This is a genomic window from Roseiflexus sp. (assembly GCF_057785375.1).
The window spans coordinates 47,492-73,288 of record NZ_JBYNRX010000073.1 but is presented as its reverse complement, the minus strand read 5'-3'; the positions used below and the strand labels follow the sequence as shown (position 1 = coordinate 73,288).

At 60.9% G+C, this 25,797-nt stretch carries 26 protein-coding genes; 18 read left to right on the top strand and 8 right to left on the bottom strand.

Features of this window, described 5'->3' with window-relative positions:
• Nucleotides 1–969: a J domain-containing protein gene (locus tag AC3EA7_RS12905; RefSeq protein ID WP_488614469.1), complete on the top strand. Its 969-nt coding sequence runs from the start codon at nucleotides 1–3 to the stop codon at nucleotides 967–969.
• Between the two features lie 102 nt (nucleotides 970–1,071).
• Here the strand turns inward: AC3EA7_RS12905 and AC3EA7_RS12900 are convergent, their stop codons facing one another.
• Complete coding sequence (locus AC3EA7_RS12900) at nucleotides 1,072–1,494, bottom strand: type II toxin-antitoxin system VapC family toxin (RefSeq protein ID WP_488614468.1); 423 nt, start codon at nucleotides 1,492–1,494, stop codon at nucleotides 1,072–1,074.
• Nucleotides 1,491–1,730: a type II toxin-antitoxin system Phd/YefM family antitoxin gene (locus tag AC3EA7_RS12895; protein WP_488614467.1), complete on the bottom strand. Its 240-nt coding sequence runs from the start codon at nucleotides 1,728–1,730 to the stop codon at nucleotides 1,491–1,493. Before AC3EA7_RS12895 ends, AC3EA7_RS12900 begins: the two co-directional genes overlap by 4 nt.
• Nucleotides 1,731–2,049: 319 nt before the next feature.
• On the opposite strand from AC3EA7_RS12895, the gene AC3EA7_RS12890 reads away from it, so the two are divergent.
• The 4 genes from AC3EA7_RS12890 to AC3EA7_RS12875 all read left to right on the top strand — a co-directional run bounded on the left by AC3EA7_RS12890 (nucleotide 2,050) and on the right by AC3EA7_RS12875 (nucleotide 6,107).
• Nucleotides 2,050–2,640 (top strand): TlpA disulfide reductase family protein, encoded by a 591-nt coding sequence (locus tag AC3EA7_RS12890; protein WP_488614466.1) that lies wholly within the window; start codon nucleotides 2,050–2,052, stop codon nucleotides 2,638–2,640.
• Between the two features lie 84 nt (nucleotides 2,641–2,724).
• Complete coding sequence (locus AC3EA7_RS12885; protein WP_488614465.1) at nucleotides 2,725–3,414, top strand: response regulator transcription factor; 690 nt, start codon at nucleotides 2,725–2,727, stop codon at nucleotides 3,412–3,414.
• A 190-nt stretch (nucleotides 3,415–3,604) separates the two neighbouring features.
• A complete protein-coding gene (gene proB, locus AC3EA7_RS12880) occupies nucleotides 3,605–4,708 on the top strand; it encodes a glutamate 5-kinase (protein WP_488614464.1) in 1,104 nt (367 codons plus the stop codon).
• Nucleotides 4,709–4,835: 127 nt separating this feature from the next.
• A complete protein-coding gene (locus tag AC3EA7_RS12875; RefSeq protein ID WP_488614463.1) occupies nucleotides 4,836–6,107 on the top strand; it encodes a glutamate-5-semialdehyde dehydrogenase in 1,272 nt (423 codons plus the stop codon).
• Between the two features lie 23 nt (nucleotides 6,108–6,130).
• Here AC3EA7_RS12875 and AC3EA7_RS12870 read toward each other — a convergent pair whose 3' ends face one another.
• A complete protein-coding gene (locus AC3EA7_RS12870; protein ID WP_488614462.1) occupies nucleotides 6,131–6,979 on the bottom strand; it encodes a nitronate monooxygenase in 849 nt (282 codons plus the stop codon).
• 54 nt (nucleotides 6,980–7,033) lie between these two features.
• Between AC3EA7_RS12870 and AC3EA7_RS12865 the strand changes: the two genes are divergently transcribed.
• The gene (locus tag AC3EA7_RS12865) at nucleotides 7,034–8,239 is read left to right on the top strand and encodes a cytochrome P450 (protein ID WP_488614461.1); all 1,206 of its coding nucleotides are present in this window, start codon (nucleotides 7,034–7,036) and stop codon (nucleotides 8,237–8,239) included.
• 55 nt (nucleotides 8,240–8,294) lie between these two features.
• Here the strand turns inward: AC3EA7_RS12865 and AC3EA7_RS12860 are convergent, their stop codons facing one another.
• Nucleotides 8,295–9,191 carry a hypothetical protein gene (locus AC3EA7_RS12860; protein ID WP_488614460.1) on the bottom strand — a complete coding sequence of 299 codons (897 nt, stop codon included), beginning with the start codon at nucleotides 9,189–9,191 and terminating at the stop codon, nucleotides 8,295–8,297.
• Between the two features lie 175 nt (nucleotides 9,192–9,366).
• Here AC3EA7_RS12860 and AC3EA7_RS12855 point away from each other — a divergent pair, with 175 nt between their 5' ends.
• The 6 genes from AC3EA7_RS12855 (at nucleotide 9,367) to AC3EA7_RS12830 (ending at nucleotide 17,106) form a co-directional block, all read left to right on the top strand.
• Complete coding sequence (locus tag AC3EA7_RS12855; RefSeq protein WP_488614459.1) at nucleotides 9,367–11,340, top strand: GAF domain-containing protein; 1,974 nt, start codon at nucleotides 9,367–9,369, stop codon at nucleotides 11,338–11,340.
• 205 nt (nucleotides 11,341–11,545) lie between these two features.
• Nucleotides 11,546–12,649 (top strand): M24 family metallopeptidase, encoded by a 1,104-nt coding sequence (locus tag AC3EA7_RS12850; protein WP_488614458.1) that lies wholly within the window; start codon nucleotides 11,546–11,548, stop codon nucleotides 12,647–12,649.
• Between the two features lie 288 nt (nucleotides 12,650–12,937).
• On the top strand, nucleotides 12,938–13,492 hold the full coding sequence (scpB, locus tag AC3EA7_RS12845) for an SMC-Scp complex subunit ScpB (protein ID WP_488614457.1): 555 nt from the start codon (nucleotides 12,938–12,940) through the stop codon (nucleotides 13,490–13,492).
• Nucleotides 13,493–13,936: 444 nt separating this feature from the next.
• On the top strand, nucleotides 13,937–15,280 hold the full coding sequence (dnaA, locus tag AC3EA7_RS12840; protein ID WP_488614456.1) for a chromosomal replication initiator protein DnaA: 1,344 nt from the start codon (nucleotides 13,937–13,939) through the stop codon (nucleotides 15,278–15,280).
• 234 nt (nucleotides 15,281–15,514) lie between these two features.
• Nucleotides 15,515–16,681, top strand: coding sequence for a lipocalin-like domain-containing protein (locus AC3EA7_RS12835; protein WP_488614455.1), 1,167 nt, complete (start codon nucleotides 15,515–15,517; stop codon nucleotides 16,679–16,681).
• A 47-nt stretch (nucleotides 16,682–16,728) separates the two neighbouring features.
• Complete coding sequence (locus AC3EA7_RS12830) at nucleotides 16,729–17,106, top strand: YbgC/FadM family acyl-CoA thioesterase (RefSeq protein WP_488614454.1); 378 nt, start codon at nucleotides 16,729–16,731, stop codon at nucleotides 17,104–17,106.
• A gap of 7 nt (nucleotides 17,107–17,113) precedes the next feature.
• Here AC3EA7_RS12830 and AC3EA7_RS12825 read toward each other — a convergent pair whose 3' ends face one another.
• The 4 genes from AC3EA7_RS12825 to polX are packed head-to-tail and all read right to left on the bottom strand — an operon-like array spanning nucleotide 17,114 to nucleotide 19,926.
• Entirely contained in the window at nucleotides 17,114–17,536 is a 423-nt protein-coding gene (locus AC3EA7_RS12825; protein WP_488614453.1) for a hypothetical protein, read from the bottom strand.
• Nucleotides 17,537–17,734: a hypothetical protein gene (locus AC3EA7_RS12820; protein WP_488614452.1), complete on the bottom strand. Its 198-nt coding sequence runs from the start codon at nucleotides 17,732–17,734 to the stop codon at nucleotides 17,537–17,539.
• Between the two features lie 8 nt (nucleotides 17,735–17,742).
• On the bottom strand, nucleotides 17,743–18,156 hold the full coding sequence (locus AC3EA7_RS12815; RefSeq protein ID WP_488614451.1) for an HIT family protein: 414 nt from the start codon (nucleotides 18,154–18,156) through the stop codon (nucleotides 17,743–17,745).
• A gap of 30 nt (nucleotides 18,157–18,186) precedes the next feature.
• Nucleotides 18,187–19,926 (bottom strand): DNA polymerase/3'-5' exonuclease PolX, encoded by a 1,740-nt coding sequence (gene polX / locus AC3EA7_RS12810; protein ID WP_488614450.1) that lies wholly within the window; start codon nucleotides 19,924–19,926, stop codon nucleotides 18,187–18,189.
• Between the two features lie 403 nt (nucleotides 19,927–20,329).
• Here polX and greA point away from each other — a divergent pair, with 403 nt between their 5' ends.
• The 6 genes from greA to AC3EA7_RS12780 all read left to right on the top strand — a co-directional run bounded on the left by greA (nucleotide 20,330) and on the right by AC3EA7_RS12780 (nucleotide 25,685).
• A complete protein-coding gene (gene greA / locus AC3EA7_RS12805) occupies nucleotides 20,330–20,803 on the top strand; it encodes a transcription elongation factor GreA (protein ID WP_488614449.1) in 474 nt (157 codons plus the stop codon).
• A 132-nt stretch (nucleotides 20,804–20,935) separates the two neighbouring features.
• Nucleotides 20,936–22,405, top strand: a complete 1,470-nt coding sequence (gene lysS / locus AC3EA7_RS12800; RefSeq protein WP_488614448.1) for a lysine--tRNA ligase — start codon at nucleotides 20,936–20,938, stop codon at nucleotides 22,403–22,405.
• A gap of 69 nt (nucleotides 22,406–22,474) precedes the next feature.
• On the top strand, nucleotides 22,475–22,690 hold the full coding sequence (locus AC3EA7_RS12795; RefSeq protein ID WP_488614447.1) for a hypothetical protein: 216 nt from the start codon (nucleotides 22,475–22,477) through the stop codon (nucleotides 22,688–22,690).
• A 96-nt stretch (nucleotides 22,691–22,786) separates the two neighbouring features.
• Nucleotides 22,787–23,173, top strand: coding sequence for a type II toxin-antitoxin system death-on-curing family toxin (locus AC3EA7_RS12790; protein ID WP_488614446.1), 387 nt, complete (start codon nucleotides 22,787–22,789; stop codon nucleotides 23,171–23,173).
• Nucleotides 23,174–23,199: 26 nt separating this feature from the next.
• Nucleotides 23,200–24,165: an NAD-dependent epimerase/dehydratase family protein gene (locus AC3EA7_RS12785; RefSeq protein ID WP_488614445.1), complete on the top strand. Its 966-nt coding sequence runs from the start codon at nucleotides 23,200–23,202 to the stop codon at nucleotides 24,163–24,165.
• Nucleotides 24,166–24,356: 191 nt separating this feature from the next.
• Nucleotides 24,357–25,685, top strand: a complete 1,329-nt coding sequence (locus AC3EA7_RS12780) for a lysophospholipid acyltransferase family protein (RefSeq protein WP_488614444.1) — start codon at nucleotides 24,357–24,359, stop codon at nucleotides 25,683–25,685.
• Nucleotides 25,686–25,797 lie beyond the last annotated feature (112 nt).

Below are 25,797 nucleotides of genomic sequence, written 5' to 3'. Positions count from 1 at the left end.
ATGACGATGCCGGATTATTACGAGATCCTGCACGTTGCGCCTGATGCCGATGATGAGGCGATCAACACGTCCTATCGGCGCTTGCGCGAACAGTACGACCCGCAAAAGTTGAACGGCGCTGCTGCGGATCTGGTCCAACTGGCGCAGCAGCGCCTGGCGATCATCGATGAAGCATATGCCACGCTGTCTGATGCGCAGCGCCGCGCGCAATACGATGCACAGCGGCAGGCGGCTTTCCAGGATGCGCCCGATTACCGTCCGCTTCCTCCGGCACAGCATACCGAGCGTCCGCGCGATTTCAATGCCCGCCCTACGTTGAGCCAGCCGGCGCCATCGGCTCAAATTGCAGGTCCGGCGGCAGCGGTGATTGCGGTGCTGGCAGTTGCACTGGTGTCGATCATTGGCGGATTGATCCTGACCGGTGGCGGGGGTGTGCCACGGGCGGTTCCCACTCCCACGCTTTCGCCGATGGACGCGCTGGAGACCATGATTGCCCGCGCCCGCCAACTCGCCGAGCAGAACGAGAACGATGCGCAGGCGTGGCTGGACTATGCGAACCTTCTGTACGACAGCGTGCAGATTGTACGAGAGCAGGCGCCCGACAGCGTGTTGTACCAGCAACGCCTGCCGCGCTGGCTCGAAGCGGCAAAAGCCTACGAGCGCGTCCTGGCGCTCGATCCGACGAATGCCGTCGCGCGCGGCGACCTCGGCGCTTCTCGCTGCTTCTATGGCGCCGGCGTCGGGGATCAGACGTTCGTTGTGGAAGGGTTGAAGGACCTCGAAGCGGCAACGACAGCACGCCCCGAAGATACGCGCCTGCTGCTCAATCTCGGTTCGTGCCTGGCATCGACCCAACCACCGCGCACCGATGAAGCCATTGAGGTCTGGCAGCGGATTATTTCACTGGCGCCCGCCGGATCACCTGTCGCCAACGAAGCGCAGCGCCTGATCGACCTGGCGCGCAGGTAGCGTGGTTTTCACAACGCTCGAACCGCACAATAACCGCCTTGCGCGCCGCGCTGGCTGAGCCTGTCGAAGCCAGCGCCTGGCGCACAAATAAAAGCCTGAGCGTCACGAAATGAGATGGACGCCACAGCGTTCCGCTGCGTGTTGCAGCGCTGTGTCGAGCGTTGCCAGCGGCAACCCGTTGCGCATGGCTGTCTCCAGGTACGCGGCATCGTAGGTGGACAATCCCTGTTCACGCGCCAGTGTGACGACATCGTTCAGCATTCGAGGTGCTGATACAGCTTCTATCTCAATCGGCAACCCCCGAATCAACGACAAAAAGCGATTGCTTGCCGCCTGGCTCAACCGCCCGCGTCGTTCAGCGCCGAGCAAGGCGTTTCCGATCTCCAGAGACCAGATCGCAGGAACCAGTGCTGAGGTTTGCGCCAACCGATCCAGCGCCAGATCGGCCAGATTGCTGCTCTCGTCCTCGAAACACCAGGCAAGAGTGATAGATGCATCAAGGACAAACCGCTGATCGACGCTCATGATCGCCCTTCCTCGATCAACTCGCGCGCAGTTATTCCGCTCAGGCGCCGCCCTCTGCGAAATGCCCGGAGTTCGGCGATGACCTCGGCATATGGACGTGTGGAGGTTTCTTCCACCGGCGCAAGGACAGCAACCGGCGTTCCATGGAGGGTAATAACAATGCGCTCACCCTGACGCACACGAGCCAACAATTCGGAAAAGCGAGTTTTTGCTTCGTACGATCCTATAGTGATCACGACATTATCCTTTTTAGACCAGTCTACAACCAGTCTATTCCATGTTTTGTGTGTTGTCAAGGATGCGTCATGCCAATTTTTCAGGATTGAGATCAACAAGTTCTCGGTTCGCGCCGCCCGCATACTCTGGAACAGCGCAAGAGGCAACGAGCAGGCGACATGTCACTCATCGCTCATCACTCGTCACTGACCAGCGCGCTGCCTGTGCACTCAGGGCCGGCGCAAACACTTATGCAATGCCGTGGACTCCTGGGCTCATATTCCGCTATACAGCTCCCGCCAAATGTGTTAAAATGCAGCAACGGGAACGTTTACACGTATGAATGAACAAACAACGCTTCCAAAACGCGCATCGTCTCAACGGAGAGGCATCAGCAGGCGCGAACTGATCACATCTGTAGCAGGGGCGTTTCTCGGCGTCCTGATCATTGGTCTGGTCTGGTTCACGGTTAGTCGTGAAAACGGCGCTGCGTTGCCTGCGGTTGGCGAGTTGAACCGCCCCGCGCCAGACGTGGCGCTGCCGACGCTTGACGGCGGCAGTGTACGTCTGGCAGACCTGCGCGGCAAGGTTGTGCTGGTCAATTTCTGGGGCACCTGGTGCGAACCGTGCAAGGAAGAAACCCCGGCGTTGCAGGCAGCGCACCAGCGATTAGCATCCGAAGGGCTGGTCATTGTCGGCGTCAATCTGCGTCGGCAGGAGACCAGTGACGAGGCGGTGCGCGAATTTGTGCAGCGGTACGGAGTCACCTACCCGATTGCGCTCGATGTTGATGGAGAGGCGGCGCGGTTGTTCCAGATTTCGCCGATACCGGTCAGTTACTTTATCGATCAAGAGGGTACGATCCGGTATGTCCGCATTGGAACGCTTACGACGGATGATGTGGCAGTGCTGTTTGCACAATTACGGTAGTACATTGCCGAAGGCTCTGTGCAGGTTTCCAAATCAATCCGCGTGTACTGGCGCCGGTGTGGCGCGAGAGGCAAGGGTGAGGACATGCAGGGGAATGAGCAGCGTCGAATCTTGATCGTGGATGATGAGCCTGGTCTGCGCGATCTGGTGCGCATCAACCTCGAGCACGAGGGGTTCAGCGTGATTGAGGCTGAGAGCGGCGCTCAGGGTTTGCAGATGGTGCGCGATCAGCATCCCGATCTGATGATCCTTGATGTGATGATGCCGGAAATGGACGGATGGGAGGTCTGCCGGCGGTTGCGCGAGTTCTCGCAGATACCGGTGCTGATGCTGACGGCGCGCACGCAGAGCAAGGATATCGTCACCGGCCTGGAAAGCGGCGCCGATGACTATCTGACCAAGCCGTTCAACATGGATGAGCTGACGGCTCGCATTCGAGCGTTGCTGCGTCGGGTGCCCTCTCCTAATCGCCCGATCGTCGCCGGCGGCGGCGAAATTATGATCGACGAGCAAAAGCGTGAGGTGCTGGTGCGCGGTGAGCCGATCGATCTGACGCCAACTGAGTACGATCTGCTTCTCCTGCTTGCCGAGCACGCCGGCGCTGTGCTCGATCACGAAACGCTCCTGCGTGGGGTGTGGGGGCACGAGTACACTAAGGATAACGACTACCTCAAGGTGTATATCTGGCACCTGCGCCGCAAAATTGAACAGGATCCGCGCGAACCGAAATTGCTGCTGACGGAATGGGGAGTCGGGTATCGTCTGGCGCCGTAGGTGAGGGGTGAGGGGTTAGGTTAAGGGTTAGGGTTAGGGGTTGGGAGGTTCAGTCTCCTGCTGCCTGCCTTTAACCCGTAATTTCTACCTGCTTTGTGCAACCTGCAACCTTTTGCCTCTGCTCTCTCGCCCTTTGCCTGATGCCTCGCGCCCGATGTCGCCCGAAGCCTGATGCCTCGCGCCTGAATGTATGACTCATCCCAGCCGGATTGTTGTCAAAGTTGGCACTAATGTTCTCACCGCCGGCAGTGATAAGGTGCATCGCCCTACGCTCGTGTCGCTGGTGCAGCAGATTGCTGCTGTGCGCAGTCAGGGGGTCGAGATCGTGCTGGTGACTTCAGGCGCCATTGCGGTGGGGCGTGAGCGCCTGAACTTCCCGGCGCGACGACGCGATATTCCGCTCAAACAGATGCTCGCAGCGGTCGGGCAGAGCCGCCTGATGCATCTGTATGAGCAGATCTTCGAACTCTACGGCATTACCGTGGCGCAGACGCTCCTGACCCGCGGCGATCTGGCAGACCGGAATCGGTACCTGAATGCGCGCAATACGTTGCTCGCCTGCCTGATGCACAATGTGCTGCCGATCGTCAACGAAAATGACGTGGTCGCCGTTAGTGAGATCCGCGTTGGCGACAATGACAATCTATCAGCCCTGGTCGCCAACCTGGTCGATGCCGATCTGCTGCTGATCCTGACCGATATCGATGGCCTCTACACTACCGACCCGCGTCGCGATCCGTCTGCAACGCGCATTGCTGTCGTACCCGACATTACCGACCACATCTATGCGATTGCCGGCGGGAGCAATATCCGCGGCACCGGCGGCATGCTGACCAAAATCCAGGCAGCGGACCTTGCGACGCGCAGTGGCGCCGATGTGGTGATTGCCAGCGGTGCTGAACGCGACATTATTGCGCGTGTTGTGGCGGGTGAGGCGATCGGCACGCGCTTCCCGGCGCAGGCGACGAAGGTCGAGAGCCGGAAACGCTGGATTCTGGCGGAAACCGTCCGCCATAGCCGCGTCGTCGTCGATGAAGGCGCGGTGCGCGCTTTGATCAAGGGGGGCAAGAGTCTTCTCCCTGCCGGCGTGGTTGCCGTTGACGGCGATTTTGCCAGAGGGCAGACCATTCGCATCTATGCGGCCGATGGACGGGAAATTGCGCGCGGCATGACGCAGTACGCAGCAGCCGATCTCCGACGCATTCGCGGGCTGCAATCGTCACAGATTGCTGAAACGCTCGGCTTCGATTATGGTCCCGAAGTTGTGCATCGTGATGATATGGTGTTACTGTAGCAGCAATCTCCCTGCGCAACAGGCGTCTGTGTTGGCTGCGCTTCGCGTGCGATAGGCGGCGCCTGGCGCGCTGCGCAACGACGGCGGTGCAGGGTTTATTCTGCTGCGTGTTTTGCAGGAGTGACCTATGGCAAACCTCGAAGAGATTGGCGCTCGCGCTCGCGCTGCCGGACGGCGCCTGGCGCTGATGCCAACCGAGCGCAAGAACGCGGCGCTCGAAGCCATTGCGTTCGCGCTGCTCGATGAGACGAATGTGGCTGAGGTGCTGGCTGCCAACGCCGCTGATGTTGCTGCCGGACGCGATGCCGGTTTGTCGCCGGCGCTGATCGACCGGATGACGCTGACGCCGCAGCGCCTGGCGGCGATTGCCTCCGATACCCGCGCCGTCGCGCATCTGCCCGATCCGGTGGGTGAACGCTTCGATGCGACGGTGCTGGAGAATGGACTGCGGGTGCACAAACGTCGCGTGCCGCTCGGTGTCGTTGGGGTTATTTACGAAGCGCGCCCGAACGTGACAGTCGATGTCGCCGCGCTCTGCCTGAAATCCGGCAATGCGGCAATCCTGCGCGGCGGCAAGGAAATTACCCGTTCGTGCGCAGCGTTGACACGCCTGATCCAGAACGCCATTACGCAAACCGGGCTTCCCGCCGATGCTATTCAGGTGATCGACAACCCGGACCGCGCGCTGGTCGAGCAGTTGTTGCGCCTTGATCGTTACGTCGATGTGATTATTCCGCGCGGCGGCGCCGGGCTGCACCGCTTCTGCCGCGAGAAGGCGACCATTCCGGTGATCACCGGCGGCATTGGTGTGTGCCATATCTACGTCGATCAGGCGGCTGACCTGGACATGGTCGTTCCGATTGTCCATAATGCAAAAGTGCAGCGTCCGAGCGTCTGCAATGCGCTCGACACGCTGCTCGTGCACCGCGCTGTTGCGGCTGAGGCGTTGCCTGCGGTTGCCCGCGATCTGCTTGCCAGCAACGTTGAACTGCGCGTCGATGAGGAAGCGCTGGCTATCCTGCGCACGGCGGGTTTCGACACCCCACAGATCGTTCCTGCGCAGGAGAGCGATTTTGGCGTGGAGTTCATGGCGCTGATCCTCTCCGTTCGCGTTGTCACCGGGTTGGACGAGGCGCTGGAGCATATTGCGCGCTTCGGTGACCATTCCGACGCCATTATCACCCGCGACCCGGCAACGGCAGAAGCGTTCGTGCAGGCGGTCGACTCGTCGGCGGTGTTCGTCAACGCTTCGACGCGCTTCAACGATGGCGGGCAACTGGGATTGGGCGCCGAGATTGCGATCAGCACGCAGAAACTCCATGCACGCGGACCGATGGCACTGCGTGAACTGACGTCCTACAAATGGGTGGTGGAAGGCGATGGGCACGTGCGCGCCTGACCGCACCCGCTAGTGAGGTCTGGTCATGAGGTATTCTCCAGGGCATCCGCGATATGCACTGCTGCCCACGGATCGGCGAGCAGCGCCGATCCTACCTGCACCGCAGTCGCGCCTGCCCTCAGAAAGGAGTGTGCATCAGCAGCCGTTGCGATCCCGCCACACGCCACAACTGGCGCCGGCAGCATGGCGCACACCCTGGTGACGGCTTCCAGCACCAGTGGACGGATGGCAGGACCTGAGAGCCGGCCATGCAGTAATGCGCCGGTATGCGGATCGGGGGCGCAGCCGGTTGGCGGCGTGGCAATCGTCACTGCGTCGGCGCCGGCATCGATCACAGCGCGCGCTGTGGCTATCAGGCGTTCGTGTAAGGGCAGTTTGACCAGCAGCGGCAGCAGAGTCACAGCGCGCACCGCTGCAACGACTCTTGCAGCAGAACTCCACTCGTCGTCGAAGATGAGTTCCATGCCGGCAATGCCTTCGACGCCTTCGAGCGCAGTCGCCACATCGCGATGATCCGCCGCCACGCTCAAAATGACCGGTGTCTTCCAGGCTGCCCATATCGGAACGTACTCGCGCAGCACCCGATCCACCCCGGAATCGCGCCACGCGCCCACACTCAGCAATCCAGCCGGCGTTTCAATGAGGCGCAGCAGCGGCAGAGCGCGCCTGCCGCGTAACGACACGCTTCCGGTGACAATCGCGCCCAGACGTTCGATAGGCACCATCCGCTCGTATTCGACGCCAAACCCCAGACAACCGGCAGCGGTCATCACCGGCGTGCGCAGCGACAGTCCATACGGGTTGTGTGGCGCCAGATCGACCGGCTGCATGCAATCCTCCTCGAATGACCGAATGAACGGAACAATGGTCATCTCGTGTATCGTATCATACATATACAGGATGAAGGGAATAACAAGAGGAAGACTATGCACGCTCCAACCGAACCGCTGCCCGAACTCTGGAGTCCGGCAGCCATCGACAATCCTTACCCGATCTATGACTACTGGCGCGCCGTACAACCGATCCGTTGGACGGGGGGCGACTGGCAGATGTTTCGTTACGCAGACGTACAGACCCTCCTCCGTGATCTGCGCCTGGGCGCCGAACAGTTTCAGGCTGACCCGCAATGGCTGGCAACGACTGGGCTTGCACCGCTCTTTGAAGCCCGCGCGAAGATGATGCTCTTTACCGATCCGCCGGATCATACCCGACTGCGCACGCTCGTCCACCGCGCTTTTACGCCGCGCGTTGTCGAGTCGTACCGTCCGCTGGTGCAGCGCATTGTTGATCAGTTGCTCGACGCTGCCGCAGTACGTGGCGAGATCGAACTGATCGGCGAGTTCGCGTACCCGTTGCCGGTGACAGTCATTGCCCACATGCTCGGCGTGCCTGTCGATATGCACGATCAGTTTCGTCGCTGGTCGGATAGCCTGGCAGCCTTCATCGGCGGCACAACCCGCCCTGAAGCCGAGGTGCTTCCGGCGGCGCTCCAGGCGGTGCTGGACATGAGCGACTTCATTCTGGCTCTGGTGGCTGAGCGGCGCCGCGCGCCACGCGACGACCTGCTCTCGGCGCTGGCGCAGGCGGAAGATGGCGGTGATCGCCTGAGCGAACAGGAACTGGTTGCCAACAGCATCCTGCTGCTCCTCGCCGGTCATGAAACAACCACGAACCTGATCGGCAACGGCACGCTGGCGCTGCTGCGCCATCCCGATCAGTTCGCCCTGCTGCGTGACCATCCGGAACTGACCGCAGCAGCTGTCGAAGAACTGTTGCGCTACGACAGTCCGGTGCAGATGACCAGCCGCCGCGCGCTGACCGACATTGAGTTCCAGGGGCATCACATCGCGGCAGGGCAGACGGTGACCCTCTTCATCGGTTCGGCAAACCGCGATCCGGCGCAGTACGAAGACCCGGGTCGGCTCGACCTGACACGCAGCGATGTGCGGCACCTGTCGTTCGGACACGGTTCGCACTACTGCCTCGGCGCGCCTCTGGCTCGGCTGGAAGGACAGGTGGCGATCAGTACGCTGATACGCCGATTTCCTCATATGCGCACACAAAATGAGCGCGTCGTATGGCGCGACAATTTTGCGCTGCGCGGTTTACAGTCGTTGCACCTTGCCTTGTAGCCGGGCAGTCACAGGCATTGCCTTCGCCTACCCGACGATCTTTTCCGGATAGGCTCTAAGCAGGGACGGCATACTGCGTCTGGTAATCGCGGAACAGCCGCCCCCAGCCGGTATGGTGCAGCCAGCTCAGCAGGGTGGTCGCATCCGCCGGCGTCCAGCGTTGGAAGCAGCGGATTGCCCGGCGGGATGACGGCGCCGCCAGCCCCCACGGTTCGTTCAGCGTATCGCTATCGCCACAGATCGTGATCGCGTTCGGGTTTGCCACGCCCAATCCCTGCCGGTGCGCCTCGCGCAGCCAGGGGACCTCGTGGAGCGGATCGAGACCGAACCGCGCGGCAATGGTTGCGTCGAGCGCCACAGGATCGCGGGATGCCAGGAGCACATTGCGCACCTCGGCGTACTCCGCTTCGGTGTCACGTCCATCACTGATCGTCGTTGCGTCCGCTAGTGCCAGAAGCGGCGCGCCGACGCATCGCACCTGCGCCAGGGCTGGAATGCCACGGAGCGTATTGCGCGTCGCTGTAGCGGGATGCAAGATTGCCGCCGGGCCATGCATGGCGCCAAACAGCCCATTGCACCGGTCAATCCGACACGGCGCCAGCACAACGACCAGCGTCTCGCCGTCGAGCGGCAGCGGGCGGCGTAGCGCCTCAATGCCGAGTGCAGCGGCAATCGACGCATACCCGTACCGGTCGTTGCGGGGAAGGGGCAGCAACGCAGTGATCGAGGCAACTCCCGCGCCACGCAACAGGTGCGCAACCTTCTCCAGTTGCCAGGGCGGTGCGCCGGCGCCGGGAAATGGCATCCGTCGCGCGTATCGTGGGATCAGAATGGCGCGGCGTGGCAGAGCATGGACTTCGATCAGCGCCAGTAACCGCTGATAATCGGCGGCAACGGTGGCTGGAGCGGTATGCACTGCCGCAACGGCAGCGTCTGGCGCGGTGAGCATCATGCAAGATGGTCGTCTTCGTGCGCCAGGATCATACCAGAGGAGAGACAAGCATGCAAGATTGGCGCAGCGATTTGACGTGAAAGCGTCCAATCTTCATGCAACCCCTTCTCAACCAGCGCAGTTTGCTATAATATGCGTGTAGCGTCACAAAAATCTCGTCACATGGCAGGTCTGTATGCACAGCGCGCACACTTCTTTCCTCCCGATGCTCGTGGAGGAACTGCGAGCATCGCTGCCGAATATCTCAGAAGTCATCGATCAACTGGCAGTTAGCCAGTCGAACGAGCAGCGCCGCGTGCTGCTGCGCCAGTTGGGGGCGCTCTGGTATCGTCAGGACGGTGAGCCGGAGGTGCTGGCGGAACTTGGGTTGGCGCTGTCGGAGTTGCACGGCGTCGAGCCGGGGGTTGCGCTCTCCGAATTGCTGCTGGCATACGGTGCAGCGCGCGAGGAACAGCGCACCCGTGAATGGGAAAGCCATCTGGTGCGCCGTATGGCGGAACTCAAAGGTCTCCATCGGATTATCTCCGCCGCCAACTCCACCCTCGATCTGGACACATCGATGCAACTGGTGGTCGAAACCGTTGCGGAAGTGATCGGTGTGGAGGTCTGTTCCGTCTATCTGTACGACAAGAACACCGACGATCTCACGCTGCGGGCGACGCACGGGTTGAATAACGCCGCTATCGGTCAGGTGCGCATTCGTCTAGGAGAAGGTATCACCGGATGGGCGGCGCGGGAAGGGCGCCCGATTGCTGTACGCGATGTGCGCCGCGAGCCGCGCTTCCACATCGAGCCAGGGCTGGGCGAGGAACCGTACCGTTCGATGCTCGCTGTGCCGATCGTTCTCTTCAGTGTTGAACGGTTTCACCTCGGCGCCGCCAAGTTACAGGGCGTGATCACCGTTCAAACGTATGGTCCGCGCGACTTCACTGCCGAAGAGATCAATTTCGTCGAGACCGTCGCGGGCGAACTGGCGTTCTTTATCGTCAATGCACAACTCTACCAGCAGACCGACGAGCAGTTGCACCAGAAGGTGCGCGAACTGACGACGCTGCAGCAGGTCTCGAAGAGCATTGCCGAACAACTCAATCTCGAAGAGGTGCTGAAACTGATTGTTGTCAAGGCGGTGGAACTGTCGCGCGCCGAGCGCGCCGACATTTTCCGCGTCGGCAACGACGGGCGGCTGGAACTTGCCGCCACCTATGGCGGTTCGCCGCGCGGTGAGACTCCCGGGTTCATTGCGCAGGCGGTGCGTGAAGCGCGCCCGCTGGCTGTTCACAACGCCTTCAACGACTCCCGTTTTCCTGAACTGGCGGAGGTCGCCGCGCGCGAGAACTTCTACTCGCTCTTCTGCATGCCGTTGCGCGTCCAGCAAAGTCGAACGATCGGCGCGATCTGCCTCTACACACGTGAAGCGTGCCATTTTGATTATGAGCATATGCGCCTTCTTTCGACATTTGCCGATGAGGCGGCGATTGCCATCGAGAATGCCCGCCTGTACGACGAGAGCCTGCGCGCACTGGCGGTTAAGTCGGCGATGCTGCAGGAAATGCACCACCGCGTGCGCAACAACCTGCAAACGATTTCGGCATTGCTCACGATGCAGCAGCGTCGCCTGACGCCCAACGACCGCGGCGCTCTTGCGCTGCGCGATAGCGTGGCGCGCATCCAGGCGATCGCTGGCGTCCATAACCTTCTCTGCCGCGAAGATGTCGGAGTCACAACGGTTGATGCCGTGGCGCGCCAGATTGCCGACAGCGCCCGCCTCAGCATGTCATCGCCGGAACGCCCCATCCGCTTCGAAATCCGCGGCGATCAGGCGCGCGTCGGGTCGCGCGATGCGACCGTGCTGGCCATCGTGCTGAATGAACTGGTCGTTAACGCCATGACCCATGGATTGGCGGCGGAGGGTGGGTGCGTGATTATCGAAACGACACAGAACGACGGGATGATCACTGTCGAAGTGCGCGACGACGGTCCAACCCGTGTAGCGACCACCGAACCATCGAGCAGCGGCAGCGGTTTGGGGTTGCATATTATTCGCACACTGGTGCAGGACGATCTGCAAGGCGAGTTTTCGCTCATCATTGGCGACGAATGGACAGTTGCCCGGGTGCGCTTCCCGCAGCACGAGAGCGATGGTCAGTAGTGCGGGCGAAGGTGACGGTCACGCGGGAAACGCCCCTCCAGCGACCCCGACGACGGCAGTGCCGCCAGGCTGCTGGGGTGAAGGCGACGGTCACCGCGGGATACATCGGAGGGAAGCGCCCTGCCAGTGACCCTCGCGACGTCAGCGCCGCAGAGTTATCCGCACCCTGACGTGAGCGTCACCAATGAGAGAGAGGATAGCATTTATGACCAAACGCCTCCCGCGAATCCAGGAAGCCCTGCGCCGTCACAGTTTCGACGCGCTGGCGGTTGTGCCAGGAAGCAACCTGCGCTATCTTGCCGGCCTGACGCTGCATGCCGGTCTGCGGCTGACCGTGGCGCTGACGCCAGCAGATGGTCAACCGGCGCTGGTGGTTCCCGGATTGGAGCATGCACGCGTGGCTGAGACAGCGGGCGCTGGGTTTCGCTACTACCCCTGGAGCGACGATGAGGGCCCGGGAAACGCACTGGTGCGCGCGGTGCGTGATACTGGTCTGGGGCAGGGAAGCGTCGTCGGCATCGAACATACCGTCATGCGGGTGTTCGAACTGCGCGCGCTGGAACAGGCGCTCCCCGGCGCACAGTTCGTCGATGCCACCCCCCTGCTGGCAGAACTGCGGACGGTCAAGGACGCAGCAGAACTGGAAGCAATGCGCGTCGCCGTGCAGGTCATCGAAGAGACGTTGCGCCAGATTGTGGCACAGGTGCGGGCAGGCATGCGCGAACGCGACATCGCCGATCTGTGGGAACGCGCCATTCGCGCGGCGGGATGCCAGCCCGCCTTCGAGACGACTGTCGCCAGCGGACCGAACAGCGCGAACCCGCACCATACCAGCGGTGAGCGTGCGTTGCAGGACGGCGACATGGTTGTTTTCGACGGCGGCGCCGTGTATCAGGGATATGCGTCGGATATTACCCGCACATTTGCAGTCGGTCATCCGTCTAACGAAATGCGTCGCGTGTACGAGCTGGTGCTGGCGGCGAACGCAGCCGGACGGGAAGCGGCGGCGCAACCGGGCGCCACCGGCGAGTCGATCGACGCAGCGGCGCGCCAGGTCATCGAACGCAGCGGATACGGACCGTTCTTCATCCACCGCACCGGGCACGGTATTGGTCTCGACGTGCACGAGCCGCCCTTCATCGTCGCCGGAAGCCGGGCGCCGCTGCCGGTCGGTGCGACATTTACCATCGAACCGGGTATCTACCTTCGCGGTGTTGGGGGCGTGCGCATCGAAGATGACGTCGTCATCACTGCTGACGGCGCCGAGTCGTTGACAACCTTTCCGCGGGAACTCCAGTACCTCTCGTAAGACAGGACTTACGCGGTGGCGCGTTTTCAGGTTTCGCCAGAGCCTGCGGCAGCGTGGCGCTCCCAATCAAGGCGGTGCGGTGCACAAAAGAAGACAAGCGCCGCTCTGCCGAAGGCAAAAAGAGCCGTCACGCGGCTCGTCCGTAAGGCGACCGCGCAACTCCTGTCATAAGACAATAATAGCGCGCCAGGCGCAGCATGGACGCAGGCATAGAAGCACAAACAGGCGCAGGCTGAGCGTAGTCGTGCAACCCTTCGTGATCCTTCGTGTCCTCCGTGGATATATCATATGGAACAATCGCTGCTTCTCGACATCCCTGCGCCGCCGGCACCCACAACGGTGCAACTGATTGAGGCGCTGCTGTTCGTCGCCGGTGAACCGGTGACCGTAACTGAACTGGCCCGCGTACTCGACCTGCCACCCGATGCGGTCGAACAGGCGCTCGACGATCTGGCGATAGCCTGCGCCGGGCGGGGCGTGCGCCTGCAACGCCACGCTGATTGCGTTCAGATGGTTTCGGCGCCCGAAGCGGCAGCGGTCATCGAGCGGTTTCTGGGAACGCCAGCATCGTCGCGCCTGTCGGCAGCCGCGCTCGAGGTGCTGACCATCATCGCCTATCGCCAACCGATCACACGTGCGCAGATCGAAGCCATTCGCGGCGTCGACAGCAGCGGCGTGCTCCGCGCGCTCCTGTCGCGCGACCTTATCGCGGAAGGCGGGCGGCTCGAAACCGTGGGACGACCGATTCTGTATGTCACCACTGCTGAGTTTCTCCGGCAGTTCGGTCTGAGCAGCCTGGCCGATCTTCCCCCCCTCGATCTGCCAGATGCGCCTGCGTCGTGATTGTTATGATTGTGTGATAGAATTCAGACGCTTTTCCACATTCTTGCGACAGTTATCCACAATTTCGTGGATAACTGTCGCTTCATCAGGTCTCACTTCATTCCTCATAAACAAGCGATAACAATCGCGCAGGATTGGTTCGGCACGCAAAGTTATCCACGACTCTGCAAACCGTTAGTCGACATAGCAAACGGGCATGTGCCCGATCTCACAATCACGACCGATGATCGGAGGGTGCAGACTATAAGGAAGTGCAATAGACGGAAGCCTTCTTTTGGCTTGAAAAGTCGCGGGGCATGGAGTATGATCGGTGGCACGAGCAAAACATACGAGAAGCTCCTCACCCAAAAGAAGCACCGGTTGCGCTGATTGCACAAACGCTGCACTGGAGTCTAATGGCTACGCTCCAGATAGTTTTCGTCTGCCAAAATCAGGGAGGTTACTGTGAACCTCACCAAAGTCTGGAACACAACTCTGGGATCGCTTCAGGTCCAACTGTCGCGTAACGAGTACAACACATGGATGCGCGGCGTCACCCTTCTCGACATCGATAACGGTGTGGCCATCGTTCGCGCTCCCAATGTTTTTATCAAGGAAGGGCTTGAGAACCGATGCCTGCCTGCTCTCCGTGAGCAGTTGGGATCGATCATCGGGTTTCCTGTCGATGTGCGCGTTGTTCTGGGAACGCCGGAGTCCGAGCGGGCTGAAGGGACGCGGTCATTCCTGCAGCAACTCGATTTGCACCAGGCTGTGCGATCCAGCATGCTCAACCCGCGGTACACTTTCGACCGCTTCATTGTCGGTCCGAGTAATCGCCTGGCAAATGCGGCATGCATGGCGGTGGCGGAGCATCCCGCGCAGGCGTACAACCCGCTGTTTCTCTATGGCGGCGTGGGTTTGGGGAAAACGCACCTCCTGCATGCCATTGGCAATTTTGTGCTGGATCGCGATCCAGAAGTTAATGTGTTGTATGTCTCTTCAGAAACCTTTACTAATGACCTGATTAACTCCATCCGTCGCCAGCAGACCGAGGAGTTCCGTATTCGCTATCGGAATATCGATATTCTGCTGATTGATGATATTCAGTTCATTGCAGGCAAAGAGCAAACCCAGGAAGAATTCTTTCACACGTTCAACACGCTGCATTCAGCCGGAAAACAGATCATCATTTCATCGGATCGGTCGCCCAAAGCGATCCTGACGCTCGAAGAACGCCTGCGCTCACGCTTCGAGTGGGGGTTGATCGTCGATGTGCAAATGCCCGACCTCGAGACCCGCACGGCTATTCTACGCGCAAAAGCCGAGCAATCGCCGGTTCCGGTGCCGCAGTCGGTGATCGATTTCCTTGCCCAACGCATTCAAAGTCACATTCGTGAGCTTGAAGGGTGTCTCAATCGGGTGACTGCATATGCGCAGATGCACAATGTCCCGGTTACAGTCGAGATGGCAACGACGGCGTTGAGTGAACTGATCGATACCAACCGCCGCAAACGAGTCACCCCTGATGCCATCCTGCGCGAGGTCGCTGCGTTCTATAGCGTTGACCTGCGCTCTCTCCAGGGACGCGGGCGCAGCCGCAATATCGTCACGCCGCGTCACGTGGCGATGTACCTGCTTCGCGAGGAAACCGACTCCAGCCTCATGGAGATCGGGCAGTTGCTCGGCGGGCGTGATCATACGACGGTTATGTATGGGTGCGACAAGATCGCCGAGGAACTCGCTACCGATGCACGGCTGCGGCAGGAGGTTATGACTATTCGCGAGCGATTGATGCACAGCACCGGGTAGATCGACAGTCTGCCATCCGCATCGCGAGATCGGTCGTACTTTGCTGTAGCGGTCTAAATCTGGTTCGATCATTGTTAGCCACCGTCTGGTGCTGGCATTTGTAAATATGAGTCCACTGCAAAAAGGCTTAACCACGAAGGACACGAAGCGCACGAAGGTGAATAAAAATGAACAGCATTTCCTTTGTGCCCCTTTGTGACCTTCGTGGTTGCTTGTTGCAGTGAAGTCAAAGATATGACGATCCCTATTCGCATACGGCGCTGGCTGGCATTCGGGCAGCGCCTGGCGCCGATAGTCGCAGTTATGATGATGTTGTCCGCGTGCGGCGCGGCTGCGCCAACTATTGAGCCGCGCGCCCGACTCGCCGTTGCTGAGGCGATGGCAGGCGGCGACGCCGCCGGTTTTGCGCGCGCAACCGCGCCCCGTCCCTTCATTTTCCCACGCGACCACGGTCCCCACCCTGAGTATGCCATTGAGTGGTGGTACTATACCGGCAATCTTCAGTCGTCCGAAGGGCGGCGCTTCGGTTTCCAGTTCACTATCTTTCGCACCGGACTGATGCCCGGCGACCCGGAGCGCCCTTCCGCGTGGGCATCAAACAGCGTCTACATGGCACACTTTGCGCTCAGTGATATAAGCAGTGGGGCGTTCCATGCCTTCGAGCGCTTCAGTCGCGGCGCGGCCGGGTTGGCAGGCGCACAGCCTGAGCCGTTCCGCGTCTGGCTCGAAGACTGGGTTGCCGAAGGAATAGGACCCGATGGCCTGCCCATGCGTGTATACGCCGCCGAAGGGGATGTGGCGATCGACCTGACGCTGGCAGCCGGTAAGCCGCCGGTATTGCAGGGTGACCGCGGCTTGAGCCAGAAAAGTGCTGATGAAGGCAATGCATCGTATTACTACTCCTTTACCCGCATGCCGATCAATGGCGCCGTGCGCGTTGGCAATACCACGTACCAGGTGAGCGGCCTGGGCTGGATGGACCGCGAGTGGAGCACAAGTGCGCTCGGAGCGGATCAGGTCGGCTGGGACTGGTTCGCGCTGCACCTGGACGATGGCCGCGATCTCATGTTCTACCGGTTGCGCCTGCGCGACGGAGGCATCGATCCGTACAGCAAAGGGGTGCTGGTCAGCGCCGAAGGAGCGGCGCGCCGCCTGAGCGTGGACGACGTGCTGGTCGAACCGCTCGATGAGTGGACAAGCCCGCGCAGTGGGGCGACCTATCCGGCACGCTGGCGGTTGCGTGTGCCCGCAGCAGCGATTGACCTCACCCTGACGCCGCTGCTGGCAGACCAGGAGTTGCCGGTGACGGTCGTGTACTGGGAAGGGGCGGTCGCCATCAGCGGCAGCGCTGGCGGCAGCGGGTACATCGAGATGACCGGTTATACCCCAGAAGACAGATAGCAACGTTCATAGATACGTAAACCCTGAATGATATGCCAGGAGCGGCTGTGGAGCACCGTCTGACCTGTAAAGTCTACTACGAAGACACTGACGCACTCGGCGTCGTGTATCACACCAACTACCTCAAATATATGGAGCGCGGACGCAGCGAGTATGTGGAACGGTTTGGCAAACCAATCTGGGAGTGGAATCAGTCCGGTTACTACATTGTCGTCTACGCGATGAACATTCGTTTCAAACGCGCTGCGCAACTCGGCGACATCCTCGAAGTTGTGTCCACATTTAACTTGCAGTCGCCATACCGGGGATTGTTCAAGCAGCGCATCGAGCGCGATGGACAGACCTATGTCGAAGCCGAGGTAGAACTTGCGTGCCTCGACCCGCACTTCAATCTGCGCGAGTTTCCGCCGGAGTTTCGTTCGTGAGACCTCGCTAACGCACACCAATCAGGCGTAACACATCATCGCGGGTCAGATGCAATCCAGGCGGAAGATGCCCCGGCGGATACGATTGCAGGTCCTCGGCATCGAACACCAGGTGAAGGGCAGTGATTGAAGGTTCGCGCAGCATGGCGCGCAGCAGTTGCACAAGGGAGAGCAGACGAAGCCGCGGAACGTTTTGCGGGCGCACAAGACGGTTGCGCTGGGCGAAGCCCAGCGCAGCATCGGGAGACGGAAACGCAAGCAGCGTGCGGGGACGTTTGTGACCGTCGGCAGATGCCACGCTCCCGCTCGGCAGCCAGAACACATAGAACGCATCACCGCCTGCGTGCATACGCAGAGCAGCGAGCGCAGCGCGCAGCGCCTCGAGATTGAGCCCCTGCTCAGCAGCAAGTGTATGAACATCGTCTTCCATTCAGGCAAGCAGGCTCCATGCCGTAGACGTAAAGTTGATAATGTCGGTGCGCTCGATGGCGGCAGCAAACAGGAGCAGGATAAGCAGCAGCAGCACCAGCAGCATGAGCGCCGAAAACGCCTGACGGCGAGCGCTGACGCCATTGCCGGTCAACTCTTCCGTTATATTTGATCGCGTCTCATTATTATCGTTGGCCATAGCGCCCCCTAATCTTTGAGTGCTGCCCGAATCTGTTCCGCAATCGCGCGCAGTTCGGATGGCTCGGCAGGATTAGGCGTCCATGGGCGCAGGACACGGTCGCCCTCCCAGCGCGGTATCAGATGGACGTGGTAATGAAACACCACCTGTCCTGCAGCGGCGCCGTTGTTCTGAACAATGTTCAACCCATCGATATTGAGCGCACCACGGATCGCCAGCGCCACTTTCTGCGCCGTCCGCGCCACTGCTGCAATGAGATGCGGGGGCGTGGCGAAAATGTCCGGGTGCTCTTCCTTGCAGATCACCAGCGTATGCCCCCGACTGGCGGGATTGATATCCATAAACGCCAGCGTCTCATCGTCCTCATACACTTTGACCGATGGCAATTCGCCGCTCACAATACGCGAAAAGACGGATGGCATACTTTCCTCCCCATGCTCTTCAACAGACGCTCAACGTCGACGCAGCCACTCCTGAAGCGCCGCGAAACTCCAGGTATTCGCCACCTGTGATGCACTTGCCCAGCCGCGCCGCGCGGTGACGACGCCTAACCGCATCCACGCCAGATTGTCGGGATGGTGGGCATCACTGTTGATCGTGATAGTGGCGCCAAGCGCCAGCGCGCGTCGCACCGCTGGACCGTCCAGGTCGAGGCGGTGCGGCCCGCTATTGACTTCCAGCAGCACACGATGGTCGGCGGCGGCGCGTGCCAGGGCATCGATATCGACCGGCGCACCTTCACGCGATCCGAGCATCCGCCCCACCGGATGACCGATGATATCGACGTGCGGGTTGCGCACGGCGCGAATCAATCGCTCAGTCGCGGCTTCGGGCGACTGGCGCAACTGCACGTGCGCCGAAGCGACCACAATATCGAGTTCTGCCAGCACATCGTCGGGCAGCGCAAGGTTTCCTTCAGGAGTAATATCGACCTCGACGCCTTGCAGGATGCGAAACGGAACGCCGCGCGCTCCGTATTCCGCATTCAACGCCTCGATGTCGTGGCGCTGCGCGTGCAGCCGCTCCGCGTTCAGTCCGTGGGTCAGCCCGACATACGCGCTATGGTCGGTGATGGCGATATGGGAATAGCCACGGGCGCGCGCCGCTTCCGCCATTGTGCGAATATCGGTGCGCCCGTCGCTCCAGGTGCTGTGCATATGCAGATCGGCGCGGATGTCGCTGAGTTCGACCAGCCGCGGCAGCATACCGGCGCGCGCCGCCTCGAACTCCCCTTCGTCCTCGCGCAATTCCGGCGGGATCCAGGGCAGACCGACGGTAGCGTACACTTCTTCTTCGGTCGCGCAGGTTAGCAACGTGCCATCGGTGCGCCGGAAGCCATGCTCGCTGAAACTCAACCCCCGCGCCAGCGCCAGTTCGCGAAAGCGAATATTGTGTGCCTTGCTACCCGTAAAGTGTTGCAATGCCGACCCCCACATGCCCGGCGGAACGGCGATCAGGTCCGCCTGTATGCCGTTGTGGAGGAGAATGCTGGCTTTTTCGTCCCCTGCCGACTCGACCCGCGCCACAAGCGGCAGCGTCGTAAAGGCGCGCACAACGGCCGGGGCATCGTCGGCAGCCGCCAGAATGTCGAGATCGCCGACCGTGGGGCGGCCCCGGCGCAGGCTGCCGGCATATGCCGCCTGGGACAGCGCGGGCGCAGCGCCACGCAGGGCATCGATCAACGTTTCGGCGATTTCGAGCGCATGCGCCAGCAGCACACGGCGCTCCTGCCGTTCCGCCGCACGGATGCCTTGCAGAATGCTTTCGATCGTTTTAGCGCCGAACCCCTTGAGCGTTGCCAGGCGCCCGCTTTCGGCAGCAGCCCGCAACTCTGCCAGGCTGCTGATGCCAAGTTCGCGGTAGAGACGACCGGCAGTGCGCGGACCGACGCCAGGCACGCGCAGTAACTCGCGCACGCCGGGCGGAACCTTTTCCTGGAGCCGGAGGTAGTACTGCAACTCACCGGTATCCAGGAGTTCGCCAATTTTTTCGGCGATGGCTTTGCCGACGCCAGGAATCTGCTCCAGTTCGCCGCGGGCGCGGTAGGTCGCCAGTGGCGCCGGCAGATCGCGAATCGCATCACCGGCGCGCCGATATGCCTGGACGCGGAACCGATCCTCGTCCAGGATCTCCATCAGGTCAGCAATCGTGCTGAACACCTCAGCAATGTCGTGGTTGGTCAGATAAGACATCGGGCAGCGCAGGCTCTCCGAGTTCCGCACTGCATTATAGCATGGGAACAGGCTTTACAAATGGTTTGCAATCGCATATAATGAGTATCGTCAACGTTATGCAATACATAACGTTGCGCGGGGCGACCCGAGCGGGAGGCTGAGAGCGTGCTCTCAGTCGTTTCATTTACGCGCACGATGCGGCAGAGGTGACCACACACCCTGATGTCTCCCCTTCCAGGAGCGCAGTCAGCCATGTGATCGGGCGCGCACGCGCGTCGGGTTTGCCGGGTCATGTCCTCCTGAGTCGTGGTACGCACGCGCACCGGGAACGCCCCGCAGCGCCATGATGCCGCTTCACGACGGCGGCGACAACCGCAACGCATGCGGATAGGGGAACAAGTGTCGGAAAAAGGTAAGAACGATGAGCGACAGACCAGCATACCTCACTCGTGATGGGCGCGCCAGGCTCGAAGCCGAGTTGGAAGAGCTTGTCACCAAGGGCCGCAAAGAGATCGCAGAGCGCATCAACGCTGCAAAGGAATTGGGTGACATCTCGGAAAGCGGCGAATATGAGGATGCCAAAAATCAGCAGGCTCATCTCGAAGGTCGCATCCGCGAGATTAAGAGCATTCTCGCCCGGGCACAGATCATCGATGAAGAGAATGGCGACAACCACGAAGTTCGCATTGGCTCGCGCGTGACCGTGCGCATCGATGGTGAGCAAGAAGAAGAAACCTGGACGATTGTCGGCAGCACGGAGGCGAAGCCGAGCGAAGGCAAAATATCGAACGAGTCGCCTATTGGCGCGGCGCTGCTTGGGAAACGACCGCGCCAGCAGGTCACGGTGGAGACGCCCTCCGGCGTGATGAGACTCACTATTCTCACTATCCAGTAATCATATTGCTGACTGGCAGTTCCAGGAAAGAACGCGCGCGGATGTCATCCGGGCAGGGTGATATTCGCGCGCGTTTTGATGAATGGCTATGATCTATTTGCGTTTTAACCATAATGGCGTATCATAGGCGCTATGGAACTCAATGAACTACAGCAGCAGCGGCTTGCCAAGCTGGAACGGCTGCGCGCCGCCGGCATCGACGCCTATCCGCCACGCACGCAGCGCACGCACACGATCGGGGCTGTGCTTGCCGGCTTCGACCAGTTGATGGAACGCGGCGAAAAGGTCACCGTCGCCGGACGGATCATCGGTGCGCGGCGGGTGCTCGGTAAACTGGCGTTCGCCCATATTGCAGACGAATCAGGCCAGATCCAGATCTGGCTCAGCCGCGGCGACCTCGGCGACGAGTGGTTTGATCGGTTTCGCGACGATCTCGATACATTTGACATTGTCGAAGCCAGCGGGACATTGCACCGCACGCAGCGCGGCGAACCTTCGGTGTTCGTCACGCATATGGGAGTGCTGGCAAAGTCGCTCAACCCGCCGCCGGAAAAGTGGCACGGTCTTTCCGACATCGAGGAACGCCACCGTCAGCGATACCTCGACCTGATCGTCAATCCTGAAGTGCGCGACGTGTTCCGCACCCGTGCGAAGATCATCAGCACGATGCGGCGTTTCCTGGATGAACGCGGTTTTCTTGAGGTCGAAACGCCAACCCTGCAACCGATCTACGGCGGTGCGTCGGCGCGTCCGTTCATCACCCATCACAATCAGTTGAAGCAGGATCTCTATCTGCGCATCGCCGTTGAACTCTACCTGAAGCGCCTGATTGTCGGCGGCTTTGAGCGGGTCTACGAAATTAGCAAGGTCTTTCGCAACGAAGGGGTTGATCGGACGCATAACCCTGAGTTTACGATGATGGAGTGCTACCAGGCGTATGCCGATTACAACGACATGATGCGCCTGGTGGAAGAGTTGTATCGTACACTCGCACTGGAAGTCGCCGGAAGCACAACGATTGAGTTTCAGGGGCGGACCATCGATTTTGGTCCCGCGTGGCGGCGCGTTTCGATTCCCAAGGCGATTGCCGAACGTACCGGCATCGACATTCTCGAACTGACCGAACTCGAACCGCTCCAGGAGGCGATCCGCGCCGCCGGGCTGAAGGTCGATTTCAAGCCGGCTTGGGGGCGGCAGGTCGATGAACTGTTCAGCGTCTATGTGCAACCGGAGTTGATCCAGCCGACCTTCGTGCTCGATCATCCGGTGGCGCTGTCGCCGCTGGCAAAACGGCGCCCCGATCAACCGCTGCTGGTCGAGCGGTTCGAGCCGGTGGTGGCGGGCATGGAGATCGGGAATGCCTTTACCGAGTTGAACGATCCGCTCGATCAGGAGCAACGCTTTCTCGAACAGGGGCGCGCCTACGATGCTGGCGACGATGAAGCGCAACAGATGGATGTCGATTTTCTCAATGCGCTGATGTACGGTATGCCGCCAACCGGCGGCTTAGGCATCGGCATCGACCGGACGGTCATGCTGTTCACCGATCAGCCGAACATTCGCGAGGTGATCCTCTTTCCGCATCTGCGGCCGCGGGAGTGAGGATGTCTGGGTGTTGCAAGGGCGGGCGGCAGGGGTATACATGGTCCCACAGGCATGGGGGAGGAATCATTGCCACGATCGTTTACCATCGAACGGGAGAACCTGCCCGAAACGGTGCAGGGCTGGTTGCGCGCCGTCGGGCTTGGCGACGAGGAACTGGTCGAATTGATCTTTACCGAGAACGAGGTGCTGCTGCGCCGCCCAATGAGTCCGCAGTTGCGCGAATGGGCGCGTGGCGTAAGCGACCGGTACGATAAGATGTTCCGGGAATTGGCGGGAATCTGAGAGCACCAGGAACCGAGAACTCAGAACCAGGAATGAGAGCGCGGAAACCGGGTGGCTCCCTGATCAAAACGGACTCTCACAGGCGATGTGGATGGCATGGTTCATTATCTGACGACGGACGATGTGCTGGACCTGCATACGTATGCGGTTTTGCGGTACGGGGGGCGTCTGGGGATCGCCAGTCACGACCGGTTGATGTCGGTGGTGACGGCGCCGCGCCAGGTGCTCTTTGAGGCGGAGTTGTATCCTGATGTGCCGAGCAAAGCTGCGGCGCTGATGTTCCTGATGATTAAGAGCCGCCCCTTTGTCAGCGCCAATGAATCGACGGCGCTGCTCTGCATGCTGCGTTTTCTGGCGCTCAATCAAGCATCGCTGCACAACGACGTAGCAGAGGCGGAACTGCTCTGGCTGGTGCGATCCGTCTCGAACTCCGATCTGGATCGCAACGGCGTCGAGCACTGGCTGCGTCAGCGCCTGGCATAATGCAGCGTAGCCCAATAGAGGTGAGCATGACAACAGTGCTGGTCACCGGAGTCGGCGGCGTGCTGGGCAGCCTGGTTGCCGGCATTCTGGCAACACAACCGCGCATGCGCGTAATTGGCGCAGGACGGGTTGCTCCTGAACAGACGCTTGCCGATGTCGAGGTGCGCGTGTGTGATATGAGCGGCGAAACCTTGCTGACGATGATGCGCGCCTCACACGTCGATACGGTCGTCCACCTTGATATGTCCGGCGAAGAAGAAGCGCTTCCTTACGAGATCCCTGGTCGCGGCAACGTATACCGCGCTATCGAGGTGCTCGGCGCATGCCATGCTGCCGGGGTGAAGCGCATCGTTATGCGGAGCAGTACTCTGGTCTACGGCGCACGCCCCGAAGCGCCGATGTTCCTCCCAGAGACCGCGCCGCTGTCCGGCGGGGCGCCGGTCGGCTTGCTGCAGGATTATATCGAGATTGAACGTCTGGTTGCTGATTTCAAGGCGCGCCATCCCGATATGCGCATCATCATGGTGCGCTGCGCACCGGTGACCGGTAACGGCGTCCGTTCGCCGGTCGTGCAGTTTTTCAGCCGCCGCCCGGCGCCGGTGCTGGCGGGTTTCGATCCGCGCGTGCAGGTGCTCCACACGCACGACGCAGCGGTCGCGCTGGCGCTGGCAACCCTGAACGATCAGGTCGACGGCGCGTTCAACATCGCAGCGCATCCTCCCTTGCTCCTGTCGCAGGCGATTCTGATCGCTGGCGGGCAGCCGCTGCCGCTACCCGCGCTTGTGTTTCAGATGGCATCGTTCCTGGATCCGGTCCGTTCGTTGATTGGCACGCTGCCATTCCCGATCGAGTACCTGCAATATGCGTGTGTGGGCGATATTCGCCATGCGGCGCGCGAATTGAACTGGGAACCGCAGCGCGGGCCTGATGAGACGTTGCGTGAACTCGCTGCGGATCACAGGCAATCCGCCTGGCAACTCACGCCTGGTTGAGTCGGCGCCTGTGTCTGACTCGAACAATAACGTCGAACGTAATACCGCATCGTCAGCGGCGTGTGCGCAAAAGCGAAACAACGTCGCTGGAACGCCCCAGAAGTGAACTGCACGCTGCTTCGACCAGGGAGCGTGCAGCCATGGACGGACGACCTGAAATGACCGCATTAGTTGTCCTGAAGGAGGTGGACATGTCGGACGATCCAGAATCGAACGCTCATGATCAGCCCACGGTAATAGATGGATCGAATGTTGCGGATAGTCTTCGGGAGACAGCGCCCACCGGCGAGGCGGAAGAGCGCCCCCCGGTTAACGATGCTGTTTCTGCGGCAGAACAAACCGCGCCTGATGAAACCTCCGCGCCCCAGCCAGAAGAGGCGCCGCCAGCGCCAGAAGAGGAGATCGGCGTGGCGTATGCCGGTGAACAAACCGCATTCGTCGATCCTGTTGCAACCCTGCGCGCCAAGACCGCTGCAGCCGTGCAGGAACTGGAAGTCGAGATTCGCAACCAGACCGAAGGACCGGCGGAAACCCGCGATCTGGCAGCCGACCTTCTGCGCCTGATCCGCGAGAACCTGGAGCGTCTGCGCCCGCCGGCGCTCGACAATGTCGTGACGGCGCTGCGCCAGAATGTGTTCAACAGCGACTATCTCGACCCGGATTTCTGGCGTGGCATTGCTATGGTGCTCCAGTACCAGGTCACCGAACTGACGACATTGATCCAGCGCCGTCTGCGCGGCGAGTTCGCTATTGACGCCTACGGCATGGATACCGAACTTATCGAACTGGTGCGCCCGGTTGCCGGTTTCCTCTACCGTTCCTGGTGGCGCGTCACGAGTGAAGGGCTTGATGGCATCCCCACCGAGGGATCGGCGCTCCTGCTGGCGAACCATTCCGGCGTGCTGCCGTGGGATAGCGCCATGATTGCCACTGCTGTGCTCGAAGATCATCCATCACAACGGCTGGTACGTTCGCTCCACGATCCGTGGATGACGACGGTGCCCGGTCTGGCGCCCGCCCTGGCGGCATTCGGTCAGGCGCCGGCTCTGCCGGAGAATGCCGCGCGCCTGATGGATGACGGGCAACTCGCCTGTGCATTTCCAGAGGGCGCACAGGGTGCAGGGAAACTCTTCTGGAACCGCTACCGGCTGACCGGCTTCGATGCACGCGACTATATCCGGGTTGCGCTGCGCGCCGGCGCGCCGATCATTCCGGTCGCCGTCATTGGCGCGGAAGAGATTTATCCCATGCTGATCAACGTCCGCCCCGTTGCCCAACTGCTGAACCTGCCGTACTTCCCGCTGACGCCGCTCTTCCCCTGGTTTGGTCTGCTGGGCATCACGCCGCTGCCGAGCAAATGGTCAATCATCTTCGATACGCCGATCGACTCATCTGCCTACGGCGCCGCAGCCGCCGACGATCCGACGACGCTGGCGCAGATCAACGATCTGGTGCAACGTCGGATTCAGTCGCTCCTCGATGAGCGCACTGCTGCGCGACGGTCGATATTTTTTGGGTGAGGTGTGATGTGACCGTCATCACTGGACGCCTGGCATGTTCCTGTTCTTCGCCCTGTGCTCCGCGAGGTCAGGCGTGGCATGCGAGTGCTGACGGTCACCTTCGCCCTTGGTT